This window comes from Streptomyces sp. NPDC033216 (genome assembly GCF_055577115.1).
In genome coordinates, this window is record NZ_JBVIQK010000005.1 from 85,404 (window position 1) to 99,328 (window position 13,925).

The following is a 13,925-nucleotide window of genomic DNA, read 5'->3' on the forward strand; positions in this document are numbered from 1 at the left end:
GCATGAGCGCAGCGACCTTCACCCCAGCCCCCGCCCCGGGCCGTCCGTCCGGCGCGACCTCCGTCGGCGGCACCCACCACCACCGCCTCGGCGACGCCCTGCACGCGATACGCGTCTTCGCGGGCGCGGCCTTCGACGTCGTCGTCCTCGGCGAGTACGGCGAGGAGGTGGGCGTCCGCCGGCACGACCTCGCTGTGCCTGATCCACGGCACAGCGAGGAGGTGGGCGTCCGCCGCAGGTGACCGCCGGCACGACCTGGCTGTGCCTGATCCACGGCACAGCGAGGAGGTGGGCGTCCGCCGCAGGTGACCGCCGGCACGACCTGGCTGTGCCTGATCCACGGCACGATCCCCTGACCGTGACGGATCAGGCGTCCTCCGCCAACAGCTCGTCCGCGTCCAAGATCCGGTACGCGTAACCCTGTTCGGCGAGGAAGCGCTGCCGGTGGGCGGCGAAGTCCTGGTCGAGCGTGTCGCGGGCCACGACCGAGTAGAAGTGCGCCTGGTGCCCGTCGGCCTTCGGCCGCAGCACCCGTCCCAGCCGCTGTGCCTCCTCCTGGCGCGAGCCGAAGGTGCCCGACACCTGGATGGCCACCGTCGCCTCGGGCAGGTCGATCGAGAAGTTCGCGACCTTCGACACCACGAGCACGCTGATCTCGCCCTGCCGGAACGACTCGAACAGCTTCTCCCGCTGGGCGTTGGACGTCTCACCCTTGATGACCGGCGCGTTCAGGTGCTCGCCCAGCTCGTCGAGCTGGTCGATGTACTGGCCGATGACGAGGATCTGCTGCCCGGCGAACCGCCGCACGATCGCCTCCGTCACCTTCCGCTTGGTCTCGGTGGTGGCGCAGAAGCGGTACTTCTCCTCGGCCTCGGCGGTGGCGTACGCGAGCCGCTCGGAGTCCGTGAGGTTCACCCGGACCTCGACGCAGTCCGCGGGTGCGATGTAGCCCTGCGCCTCGATCTCCTTCCACGGAGCGTCGAACCGCTTCGGCCCGATGAGGGAGAACACGTCCGACTCGCGGCCGTCCTCACGCACCAGCGTGGCCGTCAGGCCCAGCCGCCGGCGCGCCTGGAGGTCGGCGGTGAACTTGAAGACCGGCGCCGGCAGCAGGTGCACCTCGTCGTACACGATCAGCCCCCAGTCGCGGGAGTCGAACAGCTCCAGGTGCGGGTAGACGCCCTTCCGCTTGGTCGTCAGCACCTGGTACGTCGCGATGGTGACGGGGCGGATCTCCTTCCGGGTGCCGCTGTACTCTCCGATCTCCTCCTCGGTCAGCGACGTCCGCTTGATCAGCTCGTGCTTCCACTGCCGGGCGGAGACGGTGTTGGTGACGAGGATCAGCGTGGTCGACTTGGCCTGCGCCATCGATCCGGCCCCGACCAGCGTCTTCCCGGCGCCGCAGGGCAGTACGACGACCCCCGACCCGCCGTGCCAGAAGTTCTCCACGGCCTGCTTCTGGTACGGCCGCAGCGCCCAGCCGTCCTCCGCCAGCTCGATCGGATGCGCCTCGCCGTCGACGTATCCCGCGAGGTCCTCGGCGGGCCAGCCCAGCTTCAGCAGCGTCTGCTTGATCTGCCCGCGCTCGGAGGGGTGCACGGCGACCGTGTCGGGGTCGATCCGGGCTCCGACCAGCGGGGCGACCCGCTTGGACCGCAGGATCTCCTCCAGGACCGGCCGGTCCGTGGTGGTCAGCACGAGGCCGTGTGCGGGGTGCTTGCTGAGCGTCAGCCGCCCGTAACGGTCCATCGTCTCGGCGATGTCCACGAGCAGCGCGTGCGGCACCGGATACCGGCTGAACTCCACGAGCGCGTCCACCACCTGCTCGGCGTCGTGCCCGGCGGCGCGCGCGTTCCACAGGCCCAGTGGGGTGAGCCGGTAGGTGTGGATGTGCTCGGGCGCCCGCTCCAGCTCCGCGAACGGCGCGATGGCCCGACGGCACGCGTCGGCCAGCTCGTGGTCGACCTCCAGGAGCAGGGTCTTGTCCGACTGGACGATGAGTGGACCATTCACGCGCGGCACCCTTTCCTTCACGGCCGTGGAACGCGGCCAAACGTCCAGTGTGCCCTACCGGCCACGACGGGTGCGGGGGTGCGCGGCAGTGGCCTTCCTGACAGCCACGGGCGAGCGGATCGAACGGGTCGGCGGGCGGGACCGGGTGTTCGGGGCGGTGGACCGGGCCGAGGCCGCGGGAACCACAGGCCGCACCGCGTCGCGCGACGTCCGCCGGCGGGCACGCCGCCGGCGGCCGGATCCCGCTCCGAGGGCCTGGCGTCCGGATCGTGCCGGATCGGCCTGTCCGGACGGATGGCCCGAGAACCAGGGTCTGTCGTGTGGATCAGCCTGGCCGTGAGCTGCGGCGCCATTCGGTCGACCCGAGCGGGGTCCAGATGCACGTGCCAGACCCCGCGACGCCGGGATGATCCAAACGGCAGGCCCTAGTCGTCCGCCAGCTCCGCCACCCCCGTGATCCGGTGCAGCGGGTACGTCCTGACCTCGTCCGCCGTGTGGTCGTACGCCGTCACGAAGCCGCCCTCCACCCGCACCGGGGCGATGACGCGCTGGCTGGCGGCCCCGTCGGCGTTGACGTAGCCGATCCACACCGCCTCGCCGGTCAGGACGGCGGCCTGCAGCGTGGCGAGGGTCTCCGCGGAGGAGGTGCGGGGCAGTTCCCCGGGCGCCTGGGCCGCGGCGTCGTCGGTCGGCTTGCGGGGGGCCGTGGACGCCAGGTCACCGGCGCGGATCGCGCGGATCGCGGCTGACAGGAGCGTGCCGTCGGGGACGGGCGGCCCCTCCGGGACCGGTTCCGGGGCCGTGCGGGGCGGGCTGCGGTGGGCGTCGGCGCGGGTGATCAGGACATCGCCCTCGGCGGACTCGGCGGCGGGCGCGAACCCCATCGCCCGCAGCCCGTCGAGAAGGGTCGCCGGATCGGCCTGGGCCGCCAGCACGGTCGGCGCGAGGCGGCGCAGCCGCAGGGCGACGGCACGCTTGTCGGCGAGGATCTCGTTCAGCATGGCGTCGTCGTCACAGCGGACGTACGCGGAGGCCGCGCCCACCCGCAGATGTCCGTGTCGGCGCGCCACGTCGTCGATCAGGTAGGTCAGCGGCTGCGGGACCGGCGTGCGGGAGTGCTCCGCGAGGAAGGCGTGCAGGTCGGAGGCGGTACGACCGGCGTCGAGAGCGCGGCGTACGGAACCGGGCGTGAAGCGGTAGACCGTCGCCCCGCCCTTCGACTCGACGTCGGCGAGCACGCCCAGCATGTCGGCGAGCGGCCGGTGCAGCGGGCCCGGCGCGACCGCGGTGAGGTCCGCCTGGAGCAGCACGTGGTCCAGCGGCTCGGGCAGCAACGGCGCGAGCAGCCGCACGGCGGCGGCGGAGGCGACTGCCTGTTGGGCGGCGGAAAGCGGGCCGGGGGTGAGGGCGGTCGCGGTGGTGGGCGCGGTGTGGTGGTGGAAGGGGAGCTTGTCACCGGGTCCTCGCGGGGAGTCCGCGGCCTGCCGGGCGCCGAGGTCCGGCGCGCTGCCGTGGGCGTCGCCGGAGCCGCCCGCTCCCGCCGGGCCGTCCACGCCGGCGCCGTCTCCCGCGCCCCTTCCGCCGCTCCGGCCGGCGGTGCTCCCGCCCGCGCCGGGCGCCTCGCCCCCCGGGGAGGCCGGCGGGTTCGCCACCGGGCCGAGGAGGGCCCGTCCCTGGGACGCGAGAGCACCTCTGCCCGTGATGCCCAGCAACTCCGCCTCCGACAGGGTCCAGCGGGCCAGGCGGGCGCGCAGGTCGTCGTCGCGCTGGGGGCCGCGCAGGGGGTGCTCCCAGCTCAGGCGGGCGAGTACCGACCCGGCCGTCGGCGCGGTGCCCTCCGGCAGCCCCGCCAGCAGCGCCAGCACCCGGCGGCGGACCTCCGGCGCGGCCGAGCGGTCCAGGCCCGGTCCGAGTGCCGACAGCGTCCGCTCCTTCATGTCCCGCCCGCCGACGAGTCCCGGCGTGCGGGTCCCCGCCAGCCAGGCCTCCGCCAGCCGGACCCACCGCTCGGCGGCCGGACGCTCCCGCCACTCGTCGTAGGCCGGGGTCGCCGCGTACCGCTCGTCGGCCTCGCCGTCGGAGGCGATCAGCCCGGCGGCGTACGCCAGCTCGACCCAGAACGCGGCCATCGGCTCCGACACGTCCAGGGCGACGGCCGTCCGCTTCAGGTCCCGCAGGCTCAGGCCGCCCGCGCGCAGCACCGCGGGGCCGCCCCCGTCCCACTCCTTCAGCAGTTCCTCGACGGTCGCCAGCGCGGTGTAGGCCTGCCCGGCCGCGGCGGCGTCCACAACCTGTGGACGGTGGGTCGCGGCCGGCTCGACGGTGGGCGGCACCGGCTCGGGCGTGCGATGGGCGCGGCCCGCCCGCAGGTGCAGGGCCACCTCGCGAGGCAGGACGACCGTGCCGGGCGCGGTCGGCAGCAGCAGCCCCCGGTCCAGCAGCCAGCGCAGCCGAGCCGCCGGATCGGCGGTGACCTGCCCGTACGGCGGACCCCACACCAGCCGGTCCAGGACCTCAAGGGACTCGGCGGGAGCCTCGTCGAGCAGCGCGCCCATCCTCCGGCGGTCGCCGAAAAGGTCGGCCAGCGCGGTGGCCGCGGAGACGGAGTCATGGGTGGACGGCAGCCCGGCCGCCGTCACGATCTCCTGGATCCGGCCCGGCGACATGCCCGCGGTGGCCTCCCGCACGGACGGGCCGAGCCCGGTCGGCGAGGGGTGCTGCGGGGACGGGGCGAGCAGCTCGCGCGCGGTGCGGACCAGCCGGAGCCGGTCGGGGTCGCCCCAGACCAGGGCCTGCTCGCGCAGCACGGCCACCGCCCGGGGGAGGGCGGCGGCGACGGCCGCGTCCCGCGCGTCGCCGGCCATCAGCTCCAGCAGCTCGTCGTAGGCCGCCGGTTCCGCCGCCACGGCCAGCGCCTCCGCCGTCTGGAGCGTGAACCGGTCCAGGCGCTCCAGGGCCCGGACCACCGACGCGCGGGTCCCGGCGCGGGTGGCGAGCTGGGTGAGGTCGGTGGGCACCGGGGTGATGAGGTCGGGGCGGGCGCGCAGGAGCGCGGCCAGGGACGCGTCGTCCCGGGCACGGAGCGCCTCCGCGAGGGAACGCGGGGCCGAGGGCTTCTCGTCGCTGCTCATCCGCTCAACGGTAGCGGGTGACGGACTCCCGGAGGGGCGCCGCGGGGACCGGGCCCCGCAGTGCCGGGCGCGCGGAGGGCGAACGGAACGTTTCTCGGCGACTCCGGACCGGACTCCCTGCGGCGCAACGCCGCAGTCCGGCCGCGCTTCGCCGCACTCGTCGCCCTGGGCTCCTTGTCAACCGCCGAGAAGCGGGCCCGGGAGGACGAGAGCTCCGTCCAGAACACCGACGCCGGCCGGCGGGGCCTGGCTCGACGGCGTCGGGAACGGCGACCGCTCCTCCGGGCAGAGCGAGTCGGCCGCGGCCACGGCCCCCCGGTCGGCTCCCCCGTCGCCCCGCCGCCTTCCTGACCTACCGCGTCGAACGGGGCGGCAGCGACGTCCTCCCCGTGTACGGCCCCCCACCGCCCGGCGGTGGAGAACCGCCGCGTGTACGAGCCGTCCTGAGCGCCGGTGCGGCGGCCACGCTGCGCTAACGTCGTGTCACGGGGAATCCAAGGCACCGGCCCCGGAGGGGACTTCGTGGGTATCGAAAGCGATCAGGTCGTCTACGAGTATCTGAGCCGCGTCGGCGACGTGGCTCAGCAGCGGCAGTTGTCGTCCGCCACGCGCATGCGGCTCGTGTCCGGGCTGCGCGACGAGATCGACCGGCGCCGTGCCAGGGCGCCCATCGACAGCCCGGCCGCCGTCCGCCGCATCCTCGACCGGCTCGGCAGCCCCGACGAGGTCGTCTCGGCGGTGGGCCACACCCGAAGCGACGCCGTCCCGCAGGCCCCGCCCGCCGCGGTGCCCGTCCAACGGCAGCAGGAGCCGCCGCCCGCCGCCGGGCGCCTGCCCAAGGGGCTGCGGCGGATCGTGCCCCGCCCCCGGTCGCGCCCCGACGCGCCCGCCTCCTCCCCGGACGTTCCGTCGCCGCCGCACCGTGCGGGGGCGCACGAGCTGGGTGACGTCGGGGAGGCCCCGGACTGGTGGCGCCGCGGGGCGACCCCGTTCGGGCCCAGGGAAGAGGTGCCGGGGTTCGTCGGCGGGGTGGAGATCGCGGAGATGCTGAGGCCGCCGGCGCCTCCGGCGACGAAGGCGGAGGCGGAAGCGGAGGAGTCCGTCGCGGAGGAGCCCGCCGCCGTCCGACGCCGCTTCCTCCCGGCGCTGCGCCCGGGCCGCTGGACCAACCCGCTCCTGCTCCTGGCCGCCGCCTGCCTGGTCGCCGGCGCGGTGACCGGGGAGTGGCTCGCACTGCTCGTCGGCTGGGCCATCGCCTACACCTCGCGTCGGCTGTCCGACCGCGAGACCAAATGGGCGGTCATGATCCTGCCCGGTCTCGCGGTCACCGCGGGCGTCGTCTGGCTCTGGGGCCGCACAGCCGGCCACTGGGGCACCCCGATCCCCGAGGGCCACCTGAACGAGGCACTGGCGCAGACGTGGCCGTGGGTACTGCGGGGGGCGGCGTCGGCCTCGGCCCTGTTCCTGGTGTGGCGATCCCGCCGGAGCGGGTAGCGGGCCGGTCGCCGCAGGCCGGCCGGGGCCGGAGCCGGGGGCCCGGGGATGTCGGGGGGCGCGGGGGCTCGGCACAATGGGGGCATGACCTCGCCGCGCTCCGTCGCTCCCGTCGTCGGGTTCGATCTCGACATGACCCTTGTCGACTCCCGGCCCGGCATCCACGCCGCCTATGGGGAACTGGCCGCCCGGAGCGGGACGTACATCGACGCCGATCTGGTGGTGACCAGGCTGGGGCCGCCGCTGGAGGAGGAGTTGGCGCAGTGGTTCCCGGCGGAGCGGGTCGCGCAGATGGCCGATCTCTACCGGGAGATCTACCCGGCCTACGCCGTGACCAGCACGTCCGCGATGCCCGGCGCCCGGGAGGCGGTGGCCGCGGTGCGGGCGGCCGGCGGGCGGGCGATCGTGGTCACCGCGAAGTGGGAGCCGAACGCCAGGCTCCACCTGACGCACCTCGGCATCGAGGCGGACGCCGTCGTCGGCAACCTGTGGGCCGAGCGGAAGGCGGTGGCGCTGCGTGAGCACGGCGCGACCGTCTATGTGGGCGACCACGTCGGAGACGTCCGCGGCGCCCGTACCGCCGGCGCGCTGTCGGTGGCCGTGCCGACGGGCCCGTGCAGCGCGGACGAACTGCGCGAGGCCGGCGCCGACGTGGTCCTCGCGGACCTGACGCGCTTCCCGGTCTGGCTCGCGGAGCACCTGGTGGCCGGGGCGGCCTGACCGGCGGCTACCGCCTCGCGCGCGCCTGCCGGCGCCCGGCCGCGGCGGACCGCAGCACCCCCGCGCCCGCAATCAGGAACCCGACGCCCATGAGCATGCTCAGGCCGAACATGTACGTCGGAAATGGCGTCGCGTCGAGGAACAACGGGGCCACGGTGACCAGTGTGGCCAGGGCACCGATGAAGAACACGATGGCACCGGCACGGATCAGTCGGTCACCGGGCGCGGCCGAATTCGTTTGGGTTTTGTCTCGCACTCGACCAGGGTAGTTCCCAGCGCGAAGGAACAACCGGGGGACGTCTTGTCACCCGGGCGAAGACCATTAGCCTTGGTAGCGGCGGGTCGAGGTCGACCCGCCTCGGTGTTATCAAGAGCCGTTTTCCCATGCGGTTTCCGACGAGTACGAGGACGAGGACAGACGTGCCTACCGGCAAGGTCAAGTGGTTCAACAGCGAGAAGGGCTTCGGCTTTCTCTCCCGCGACGACGGCGGTGACGTCTTCGTCCATTCCTCGGTCCTCCCCGCCGGAGTCGAGACGCTCAAGCCGGGCCAGCGAGTGGAGTTCGGCGTCGTGGCCGGACAGCGCGGTGACCAGGCGCTTTCGGTCGTGGTCCTCGATCCGACGCCTTCGGTCGCGGCGGCCCAGCGAAAGAAGCCGGACGAACTCGCCTCCATCGTCCAGGATTTGACGACCCTTCTCGAGAACATCACGCCGATGCTGGAGAAGGGCCGTTACCCCGAGAAGACCTCCGGCAAGAAGATCGCCGGCCTGCTGCGCGCGGTCGCCGACCAGTTGGACGTGTGACCGGAAGCGTCACCCGGAACCACTGATCGGGCCGCGCGACCCGGTTTACGGGAAATCGAGTGACCGTGGGCCGAGGGGCGGTACCAGCCCCTCGGCCGCCGCGCGGGTGAGCAGTCCGCGTACGGCCGCGTAGCCGTCCTCGCCGAGGTCGGCCGTGAACTCGTTGACGTACAGCCCGATGTGCTGGTCGGCGACGGCCGGGTCCATTTCCTGCGCGTGTTCCATGACGTACGGGCGGGAGACCTCGGGGTCGTCCCAGGCGGCCCGCACGGAGGTGCGGATGGAGTCGGCGAGGTGGGTCAGCGCGGCCGTGCCGAGCGAGCGCTTCGCGATGATCGCGCCGAGCGGGATCGGCAGCCCGGTGGTGGACTCCCAGTGCTCGCCCATGTCCGCGAGCTTGTGCAGCCCGTAGTTCTGGTACGTGAACCGTGCCTCGTGGATGACCAGGCCCGCGTCGACCTTCCCGTCGCGCACGGCCGGCATGATCTCGTGGAACGGCATGACGACGATCTCGCCGACCCCCTCGGGGACCGTGTCCGCCGCCCACAGCCGGAACAGCAGGTAGGCCGTCGACCTCTCGCTCGGCACGGCGACGGTCCGGCCGGCCAGTCCCCCCTTGCCGAGAGCGTGGGAGGCGCCCCCGAGCCCGGCTTCCTTGGTCAGCACCAGCGGTCCGCAGCCGCGCCCCAGCGCACCCCCGCAGGGCAGCAGCGCGTAGTCGTCGAGGACGTACGGCAGCACGGCGTACGACACCTTCAGCACGTCGTGCTCGCCGCGTTCGGCCATGCCGTTGGTGATGTCGATGTCCGCGAACGTCACGTCGAGCGCGGGCGCGCCGGGGACGCGGCCGTGGGCCAGGGCGTCGAAGACGAAGGTGTCGTTCGGGCAGGGGGAGTACGCGATCTGCAACGGGTCACCGGTCATGTGGGCTCCAACTCTCCAGGACGGGCGTGAGCTTCCCGAAGGCCTTCGTCAGGGCGCCGAGCGCGTCGCCGATGCGCCAGGCGGCCCGGTCGCGCGGGCCCACCGGGTTGGACACCGCGCGGACCTCCAGCACGGGCACACCGTGCGCGGCGGCCGCCTCGGCCACCCCGAAGCCCTCCATGGCCTCGGCGAGGGCCCGCGGATGGCGTTCGCGCAGGTCGGCGGCGCGGGCGGCGGTCCCGGTGACCGTGGAGACGGTCAGGACCGTGCCGGTACGCGCGCCCGTGGCGGTCGCGGCCAGCCGTACGAGGGCGGCGGGCGGACGGTGGGTGACGGTGCCGAAGCCCAGCTCGGTCACCGGCAGGAAGCCCTCGTCGGTCTCCGCGCCGAGGTCGGCGGCGGTGATCTCGTCGGCGACGACCAGGGAGCCGAGCGGCGCCTCGGGCGCGAAGCCGCCGGCGATCCCGGCGGACACCACGAGGTCGTAGGGGGCGCCGGAGAGGGCGGCCGCGGTGAGGGCGGTGGCGGTGCGGGCGGCGGCGAGGGCGGGGCCCACACCGGCCGCGAGGAGGTCGTACGCGCCGTCGGGGCGGAGCAGGGTCAGCGCGGTGCCGGGCAGGCGCACCTCGGGGGCGGGCTCCACGAACGCCCGTGCCACCGCGTCCCGTTCGGCGGGGACCGCGGTGGCCACGAGGATGCGGGCGGGGGACGTGATCAGTCGTCCTTCTTCAGCTTGAACGACCACAGGCCGGTCGCGGCCTGGCTGTCCTTCTTGCCGTCGCCCGCCTTGATGGTGACGAGGGTGGAGTCGCCCTGGGCGCCGTACTGGGCGTTGAAGAAGACACTGCCCGGGATGGTGCGGTACGTCTTCTCGCTGTCCTCGGTGAGCGGCTGACCGTTCATCAGGATCGTCCACCGCTGGTCGGCGACATCCGGGTCGACTCCGAAGCGGACGGTCTCGTCCGGGTCGACGGTGATGGACTTGACGTCCTTGTCCGCCAGGCACTTGTTCAGCTCCGCGGGCTTCAGGACGCTGTCCTCACCTCCGCAGGTGGCCTCCGAGCTGACCGAGGAGGAGCCGACGGTGATCGTGGACAGCGGAGTCGGCTTGTCACACGCCGACAGGACGAGCAGTCCGGCGGAAACGGCGCCGGCGGCGGCGACGGCGCGGCGGCGTCGCACAACGGATCGCATCGAGGTCATGGGGCGAAGGCTATCTGGCACGTCCGGCGCTCTCTCTACGTGGGGTACGGCGCGGCCGCGGGTTACGCCACGCGGGCTCGGGCGCGCCTGGCTCGGCCACCTTCGTCCGGGACGTGCCCCCCGCCGTGCCGGAGCGGGCTCGTCGGGTGACTGCCGTCCGGTTGGGCCGTCGTGCCGGGCGGGGCGGGCGAGGCGGCTTCCCTCCGGGGCGCGCTCCCGCCGTGCCGGGCCCTGATCGTCGGGCGACTTCCGCTCGGGCGGGCCGTCGTGCCGGGCGGGGGCGATCAGGTCGGCGTCCGGTGAGTCGCCGTGCCGGGCGGGCCCGTACGTCCGGGCTCGCCGACCGGCTCACGGCCTCCGTGCGGGACGGTCGGGCCGCCGCCGTCCGGTGAGTCGCCGTGCAAGGCGGGGCCTGGTCGGGCCGCCGGCGTCCGGTGGGTCCCCGTGTCGGGCGGGGCCCGGTCAGGCCACCTTCGTCCGGGGTGAGCCGCCGTGCCGGGCGGAGCCGATCAGGCCCCGGGCGGTGGTCGCCCAGCCGGTGGCGACGACGAGGGCGGCCACGGAGAGCCCCAGGGCGCCGTTCAGCGGCATCACGATGCCGGCCGCGCCGCCGAACACCCACGACACCTGCAACAGCGTCTCCGAGCGGGCGAACGCGGAGGTGCGCACCAGCTCGGGGACGTCCCGCTGGATCAGCGCGTCCAGGGACAGCTTGGACAGCGCCTGTGAGAAGCCGGCGACGGCCGCGAGGCAGGCCACCAGGAACGCCCCGAAGAAGATCGCCGCCGTGATCGCCGCGCCCAGCACGACCGCGACCACGGTCACGATGATCAGTTCCGGGGCGCGTGAGCGCAGGGCGGCACCCACGGAGGTGCCCAGCGCGTTGCCCACGCCCGCCGCGACGGCCACGATGCCCAGCGACACCGCCGCGCCCTGTCCGGTCAGCGGGTGCTCGCGCAGCAGGAACGCCAGGAAGAACGTCAGGAACCCCGACAGCCAGCGCAGGGCCGCGTTGGCACCCAGGGCGTGGATGACGGCGCTGCCGACCGTCCTGAGGCCGGGACGCTTGACCGGGCGGATGTGCGGGCCGTGCAGGTGCTCCTCGTCGGAGGCGAGCAGCGCTCTGTCCTCGCCCTTGGCCGAGTCGACCTTCGGGGGCAGCGAGAAGGACAGGAACGTACCCGCGACGAAGATCACGAAGGCGCCGTAGAGCGGATAGCGCGGGCCGAGGAGCTGGAGACCGCCGCCCACGGGCGCCGCCAGACCGGTGGCCAGGAGACCGCCCAGGGTGACCCGCGAGTTGGCCTTCACCAGCGAGAAGCGCGGTGGCAGCAGACGTGGCACGACGGCGCTTCTGACCACGCCGTACGCCTTCGACGCCACCAGGACGCCGAGCGCCGCCGGATACAGCTCGATGCTGCCGGTGGCGACCGCGCCGGACAGCACCAGGGCGAGGAGGGCCCGCGCGACCATGGCGCCCGCCATCGCCGCGCGGCGGCCGTGCGGCAGTTTGTCGAGGAGCGGGCCGATCACCGGGGCGAGGACGGTGAACGGGGCCATCGTGATGGCGAGATAGAGCGCCACCCGGCCGCGGGCCTCGTCGGTGGGCACCGAGAAGAACACGGTCGAGGCGAGCGCGATGGTGATCATCACATCGCCCGCGCCGTTCACGGCGTGCAGCTCGATCAGTTTGCCGAGCCCGGACTCGCCCGCGCCGTGCGCGTGCGTGGCCTTGCGGATGCCACGGGCGGTTCCGGTGAACGGCAGGTGCAGGGCACGGCCGATCGCGCGGACGGACCCGTTCCTTCGGCCCGAACCGCTCACCTGGCCCCTCCCCTTGTGTCCCTTTGCCCCACCGGACCCGATGGCGCCCTGGGGTGTCCTCGCGCCTGCCACTCCGCCATAGTGCCCCGAGAAACCTGGATCTAGCGTGGTTGCCGCACGTATGGGGCGCACTTTCCGGCTCGTGGGCAGCGCGTAGGCCGGCGCGCGGGCAGGTCGTGGGCGGCCTGTGGGCGGCTCTCGGGCGGCCCGCCACCGCGTCGGGGACGCCTCGGGACGGGCCGGGACGGCGGCCCGGCAGGGGGACGAGTGCGCGGAAACTCGGCGCGGAATGCCGTAGAAGCACCGTCGGTGTGGGATGAGCGGCCGCGAACAGGTAGCGTGCGTATCTCAGCCATCCCCCACAATGGATGGCACAGGTGCGCCCGAGCGCGATCGGACGCGGACGTCGACGCGGCCCACTGGTCCGCTCCGTCCGCTCCGCCGCCGGTGGCAACCGCACCCGAGTGACGGCGTAGGAGAGAAGCGATACCTGTGAGCGCAGCGACCACGCGAAGCCGCACCCCCGACCGCCTGTGCGCCGAGGCCGTAGACCTCGCCCGCGCGGCGGCAGAGGAGGCCGCCGCGCCCGGCGTGGTCGGGGAGCACGTAGGGGTCCTCTCCGAGGGCGACCGGGTGGTGACGCACTTCTTCGAGTGCGGGGAGCTGGGATACCGGGGCTGGCGCTGGGCGGTGACTGTCGCGCGGGCCTCGCGGGCGAAGACCGTGACGCTGGACGAGGTGGTGCTGCTGCCCGGTCCGGACGCGGTCCTGGCACCCGAGTGGGTCCCGTGGAGCGAGCGCCTGCGCCCCGGTGACATGGGCCCCGGTGACCTCCTGCCCACGGACGCGGACGACCTGCGTCTGGAACCGGGCTACACCGGCGAGGACGCCCCGCTGCCCGGTTCGGCCGTCTCCGAGGACATGGCGGAGCTGGTGGAGGCGGAGGACGCCGAGGTGACGGCCGCCGCGCCACCGGCGAAGCTGCCGGCCGTCCCGTCCCGCGGGTCCGTCGCCGCGGTGGCGGAGGAGCTGGGCATGCGCCGGGCGCGCGTCCTGTCGCGGTACGGCCTGCACACGGCCGCCGACCGCTGGGACGAGGCGTTCGGGGCGAAGACGCCGATGGCGCAGGCGGCGCCGGCGTCCTGCGTCAGCTGTGGCTTCCTGACGCCGATCGGCGGCTCCCTGGGGCAGGCCTTCGGGATCTGCGCCAACGAGTTCTCCCCGGCCGACGGGCGCGTGGTGTCGCTGGCGTACGGCTGTGGCGGGCACTCGGAGGCGGCGGTCATGCCGAAGCCCCCCCGGCCGGCGCTGCCGGTGATCGACGAGAACCGGGTGGACCCCTTCCCGCTGCGGCCCGCCCCGGACTCCGGGTCGGTTCCGGCGGTGACGGACGAGGAGTCGGCGGAGCTGGGGCACTCCTAGCGGGGCGGTTCTCCCGCGCCCCTACCCGTTCCCGCCGCCCCCGCACCCGTTCCCGCCGCCCCCGTTCCCGCCGCCCCCGCTCCCGTTCCCGCCGCCGCCTCTTCCCGCCCGACCACCCCAGGGGGCTGCCGCCCCCGGACCCCCGCTGCCGGTCCTGAACCGGCCGCGTCCTCGGACTCCCCGGCGGGGGTGCCCCGGACGGGCCGAGATGTCCGACCGGGGGCTGCTCAGCTCGCCGGGCCGGGATCGGCCGGCGCGAGCGCAGCCGAGGGTGGGTCCCAGGGGCGGAGCCCTCTGGACGGGACGGGGAGGGGCCGCCCCTGGTGCTGGGGAACCGGCGGAGCCGCCTCGCGGTACCTTCGAGCTCACGGCGAAGAGGAGAGTGAACCG

The 13,925-nt window shown here is 74.3% G+C and carries 12 protein-coding genes; 5 read left to right on the forward strand and 7 right to left on the reverse strand.

Annotation, left to right across the window (positions count from 1 at the left end; genetic code table 11):
• The first annotated feature begins 2 nt into the window (after positions 1–2).
• Positions 3–242, forward strand: coding sequence for a hypothetical protein (locus ACZ5Y0_RS12135; protein ID WP_469128549.1), 240 nt, complete (start codon positions 3–5; stop codon positions 240–242).
• 124 nt (positions 243–366) lie between these two features.
• On the opposite strand, the gene ACZ5Y0_RS12140 is transcribed toward ACZ5Y0_RS12135, so the two are convergent.
• Complete coding sequence (locus ACZ5Y0_RS12140) at positions 367–2,013, reverse strand: DNA repair helicase XPB (protein ID WP_469128550.1); 1,647 nt, start codon at positions 2,011–2,013, stop codon at positions 367–369.
• Between the two features lie 425 nt (positions 2,014–2,438).
• Positions 2,439–5,144 carry a helicase-associated domain-containing protein gene (locus ACZ5Y0_RS12145; RefSeq protein WP_469128551.1) on the reverse strand — a complete coding sequence of 902 codons (2,706 nt, stop codon included), beginning with the start codon at positions 5,142–5,144 and terminating at the stop codon, positions 2,439–2,441.
• Between the two features lie 522 nt (positions 5,145–5,666).
• Here ACZ5Y0_RS12145 and ACZ5Y0_RS12150 point away from each other — a divergent pair.
• Entirely contained in the window at positions 5,667–6,638 is a 972-nt protein-coding gene (locus ACZ5Y0_RS12150) for a hypothetical protein (RefSeq protein ID WP_469128552.1), read from the forward strand.
• Positions 6,639–6,722: 84 nt separating this feature from the next.
• Positions 6,723–7,358, forward strand: coding sequence for an HAD family hydrolase (locus tag ACZ5Y0_RS12155; protein WP_469128553.1), 636 nt, complete (start codon positions 6,723–6,725; stop codon positions 7,356–7,358).
• A gap of 7 nt (positions 7,359–7,365) precedes the next feature.
• On the opposite strand, the gene ACZ5Y0_RS12160 is transcribed toward ACZ5Y0_RS12155, so the two are convergent.
• Positions 7,366–7,614 carry a hypothetical protein gene (locus tag ACZ5Y0_RS12160; protein WP_469128554.1) on the reverse strand — a complete coding sequence of 83 codons (249 nt, stop codon included), beginning with the start codon at positions 7,612–7,614 and terminating at the stop codon, positions 7,366–7,368.
• 164 nt (positions 7,615–7,778) lie between these two features.
• Between ACZ5Y0_RS12160 and ACZ5Y0_RS12165 the strand changes: the two genes are divergently transcribed.
• A complete protein-coding gene (locus ACZ5Y0_RS12165) occupies positions 7,779–8,162 on the forward strand; it encodes a cold-shock protein (RefSeq protein WP_073497962.1) in 384 nt (127 codons plus the stop codon).
• Positions 8,163–8,207: 45 nt separating this feature from the next.
• Here ACZ5Y0_RS12165 and ACZ5Y0_RS12170 read toward each other — a convergent pair whose 3' ends face one another.
• The 4 genes from ACZ5Y0_RS12170 to ACZ5Y0_RS12185 form a co-directional block, all read right to left on the reverse strand.
• Positions 8,208–9,086: a 1,4-dihydroxy-6-naphthoate synthase gene (locus tag ACZ5Y0_RS12170; RefSeq protein ID WP_469128555.1), complete on the reverse strand. Its 879-nt coding sequence runs from the start codon at positions 9,084–9,086 to the stop codon at positions 8,208–8,210.
• Positions 9,076–9,831: a futalosine hydrolase gene (locus ACZ5Y0_RS12175; RefSeq protein ID WP_469128556.1), complete on the reverse strand. Its 756-nt coding sequence runs from the start codon at positions 9,829–9,831 to the stop codon at positions 9,076–9,078. Before ACZ5Y0_RS12175 ends, ACZ5Y0_RS12170 begins: the two co-directional genes overlap by 11 nt.
• Positions 9,801–10,280, reverse strand: a complete 480-nt coding sequence (locus ACZ5Y0_RS12180; protein WP_469128867.1) for a DUF2771 domain-containing protein — start codon at positions 10,278–10,280, stop codon at positions 9,801–9,803. Before ACZ5Y0_RS12180 ends, ACZ5Y0_RS12175 begins: the two co-directional genes overlap by 31 nt.
• Before the next feature lie 471 nt (positions 10,281–10,751).
• Positions 10,752–12,185, reverse strand: coding sequence for an MFS transporter (locus ACZ5Y0_RS12185; protein WP_469128557.1), 1,434 nt, complete (start codon positions 12,183–12,185; stop codon positions 10,752–10,754).
• A gap of 420 nt (positions 12,186–12,605) precedes the next feature.
• Here ACZ5Y0_RS12185 and ACZ5Y0_RS12190 point away from each other — a divergent pair, with 420 nt between their 5' ends.
• Positions 12,606–13,535, forward strand: a complete 930-nt coding sequence (locus tag ACZ5Y0_RS12190) for a DUF3027 domain-containing protein (RefSeq protein WP_469128558.1) — start codon at positions 12,606–12,608, stop codon at positions 13,533–13,535.
• The last annotated feature ends 390 nt before the right edge of the window (positions 13,536–13,925 follow it).

Bases quoted from the DNA above. Each gene is read 5' to 3' on its own strand.
- ACZ5Y0_RS12135 (WP_469128549.1), top strand. From the start codon at position 3: ATGAGCGCAGCGACCTTCACCCCAGCCCCCGCCCCGGGCCGTCCGTCC.
- ACZ5Y0_RS12145 (WP_469128551.1), bottom strand. From the start codon at position 5,144: ATGAGCAGCGACGAGAAGCCCTCGGCCCCGCGTTCCCTCGCGGAGGCG.
- ACZ5Y0_RS12155 (WP_469128553.1), top strand. From the start codon at position 6,723: ATGACCTCGCCGCGCTCCGTCGCTCCCGTCGTCGGGTTCGATCTCGAC.
- ACZ5Y0_RS12170 (WP_469128555.1), bottom strand. From the start codon at position 9,086: ATGACCGGTGACCCGTTGCAGATCGCGTACTCCCCCTGCCCGAACGAC.
- ACZ5Y0_RS12180 (WP_469128867.1), bottom strand. From the start codon at position 10,280: ATGCGATCCGTTGTGCGACGCCGCCGCGCCGTCGCCGCCGCCGGCGCC.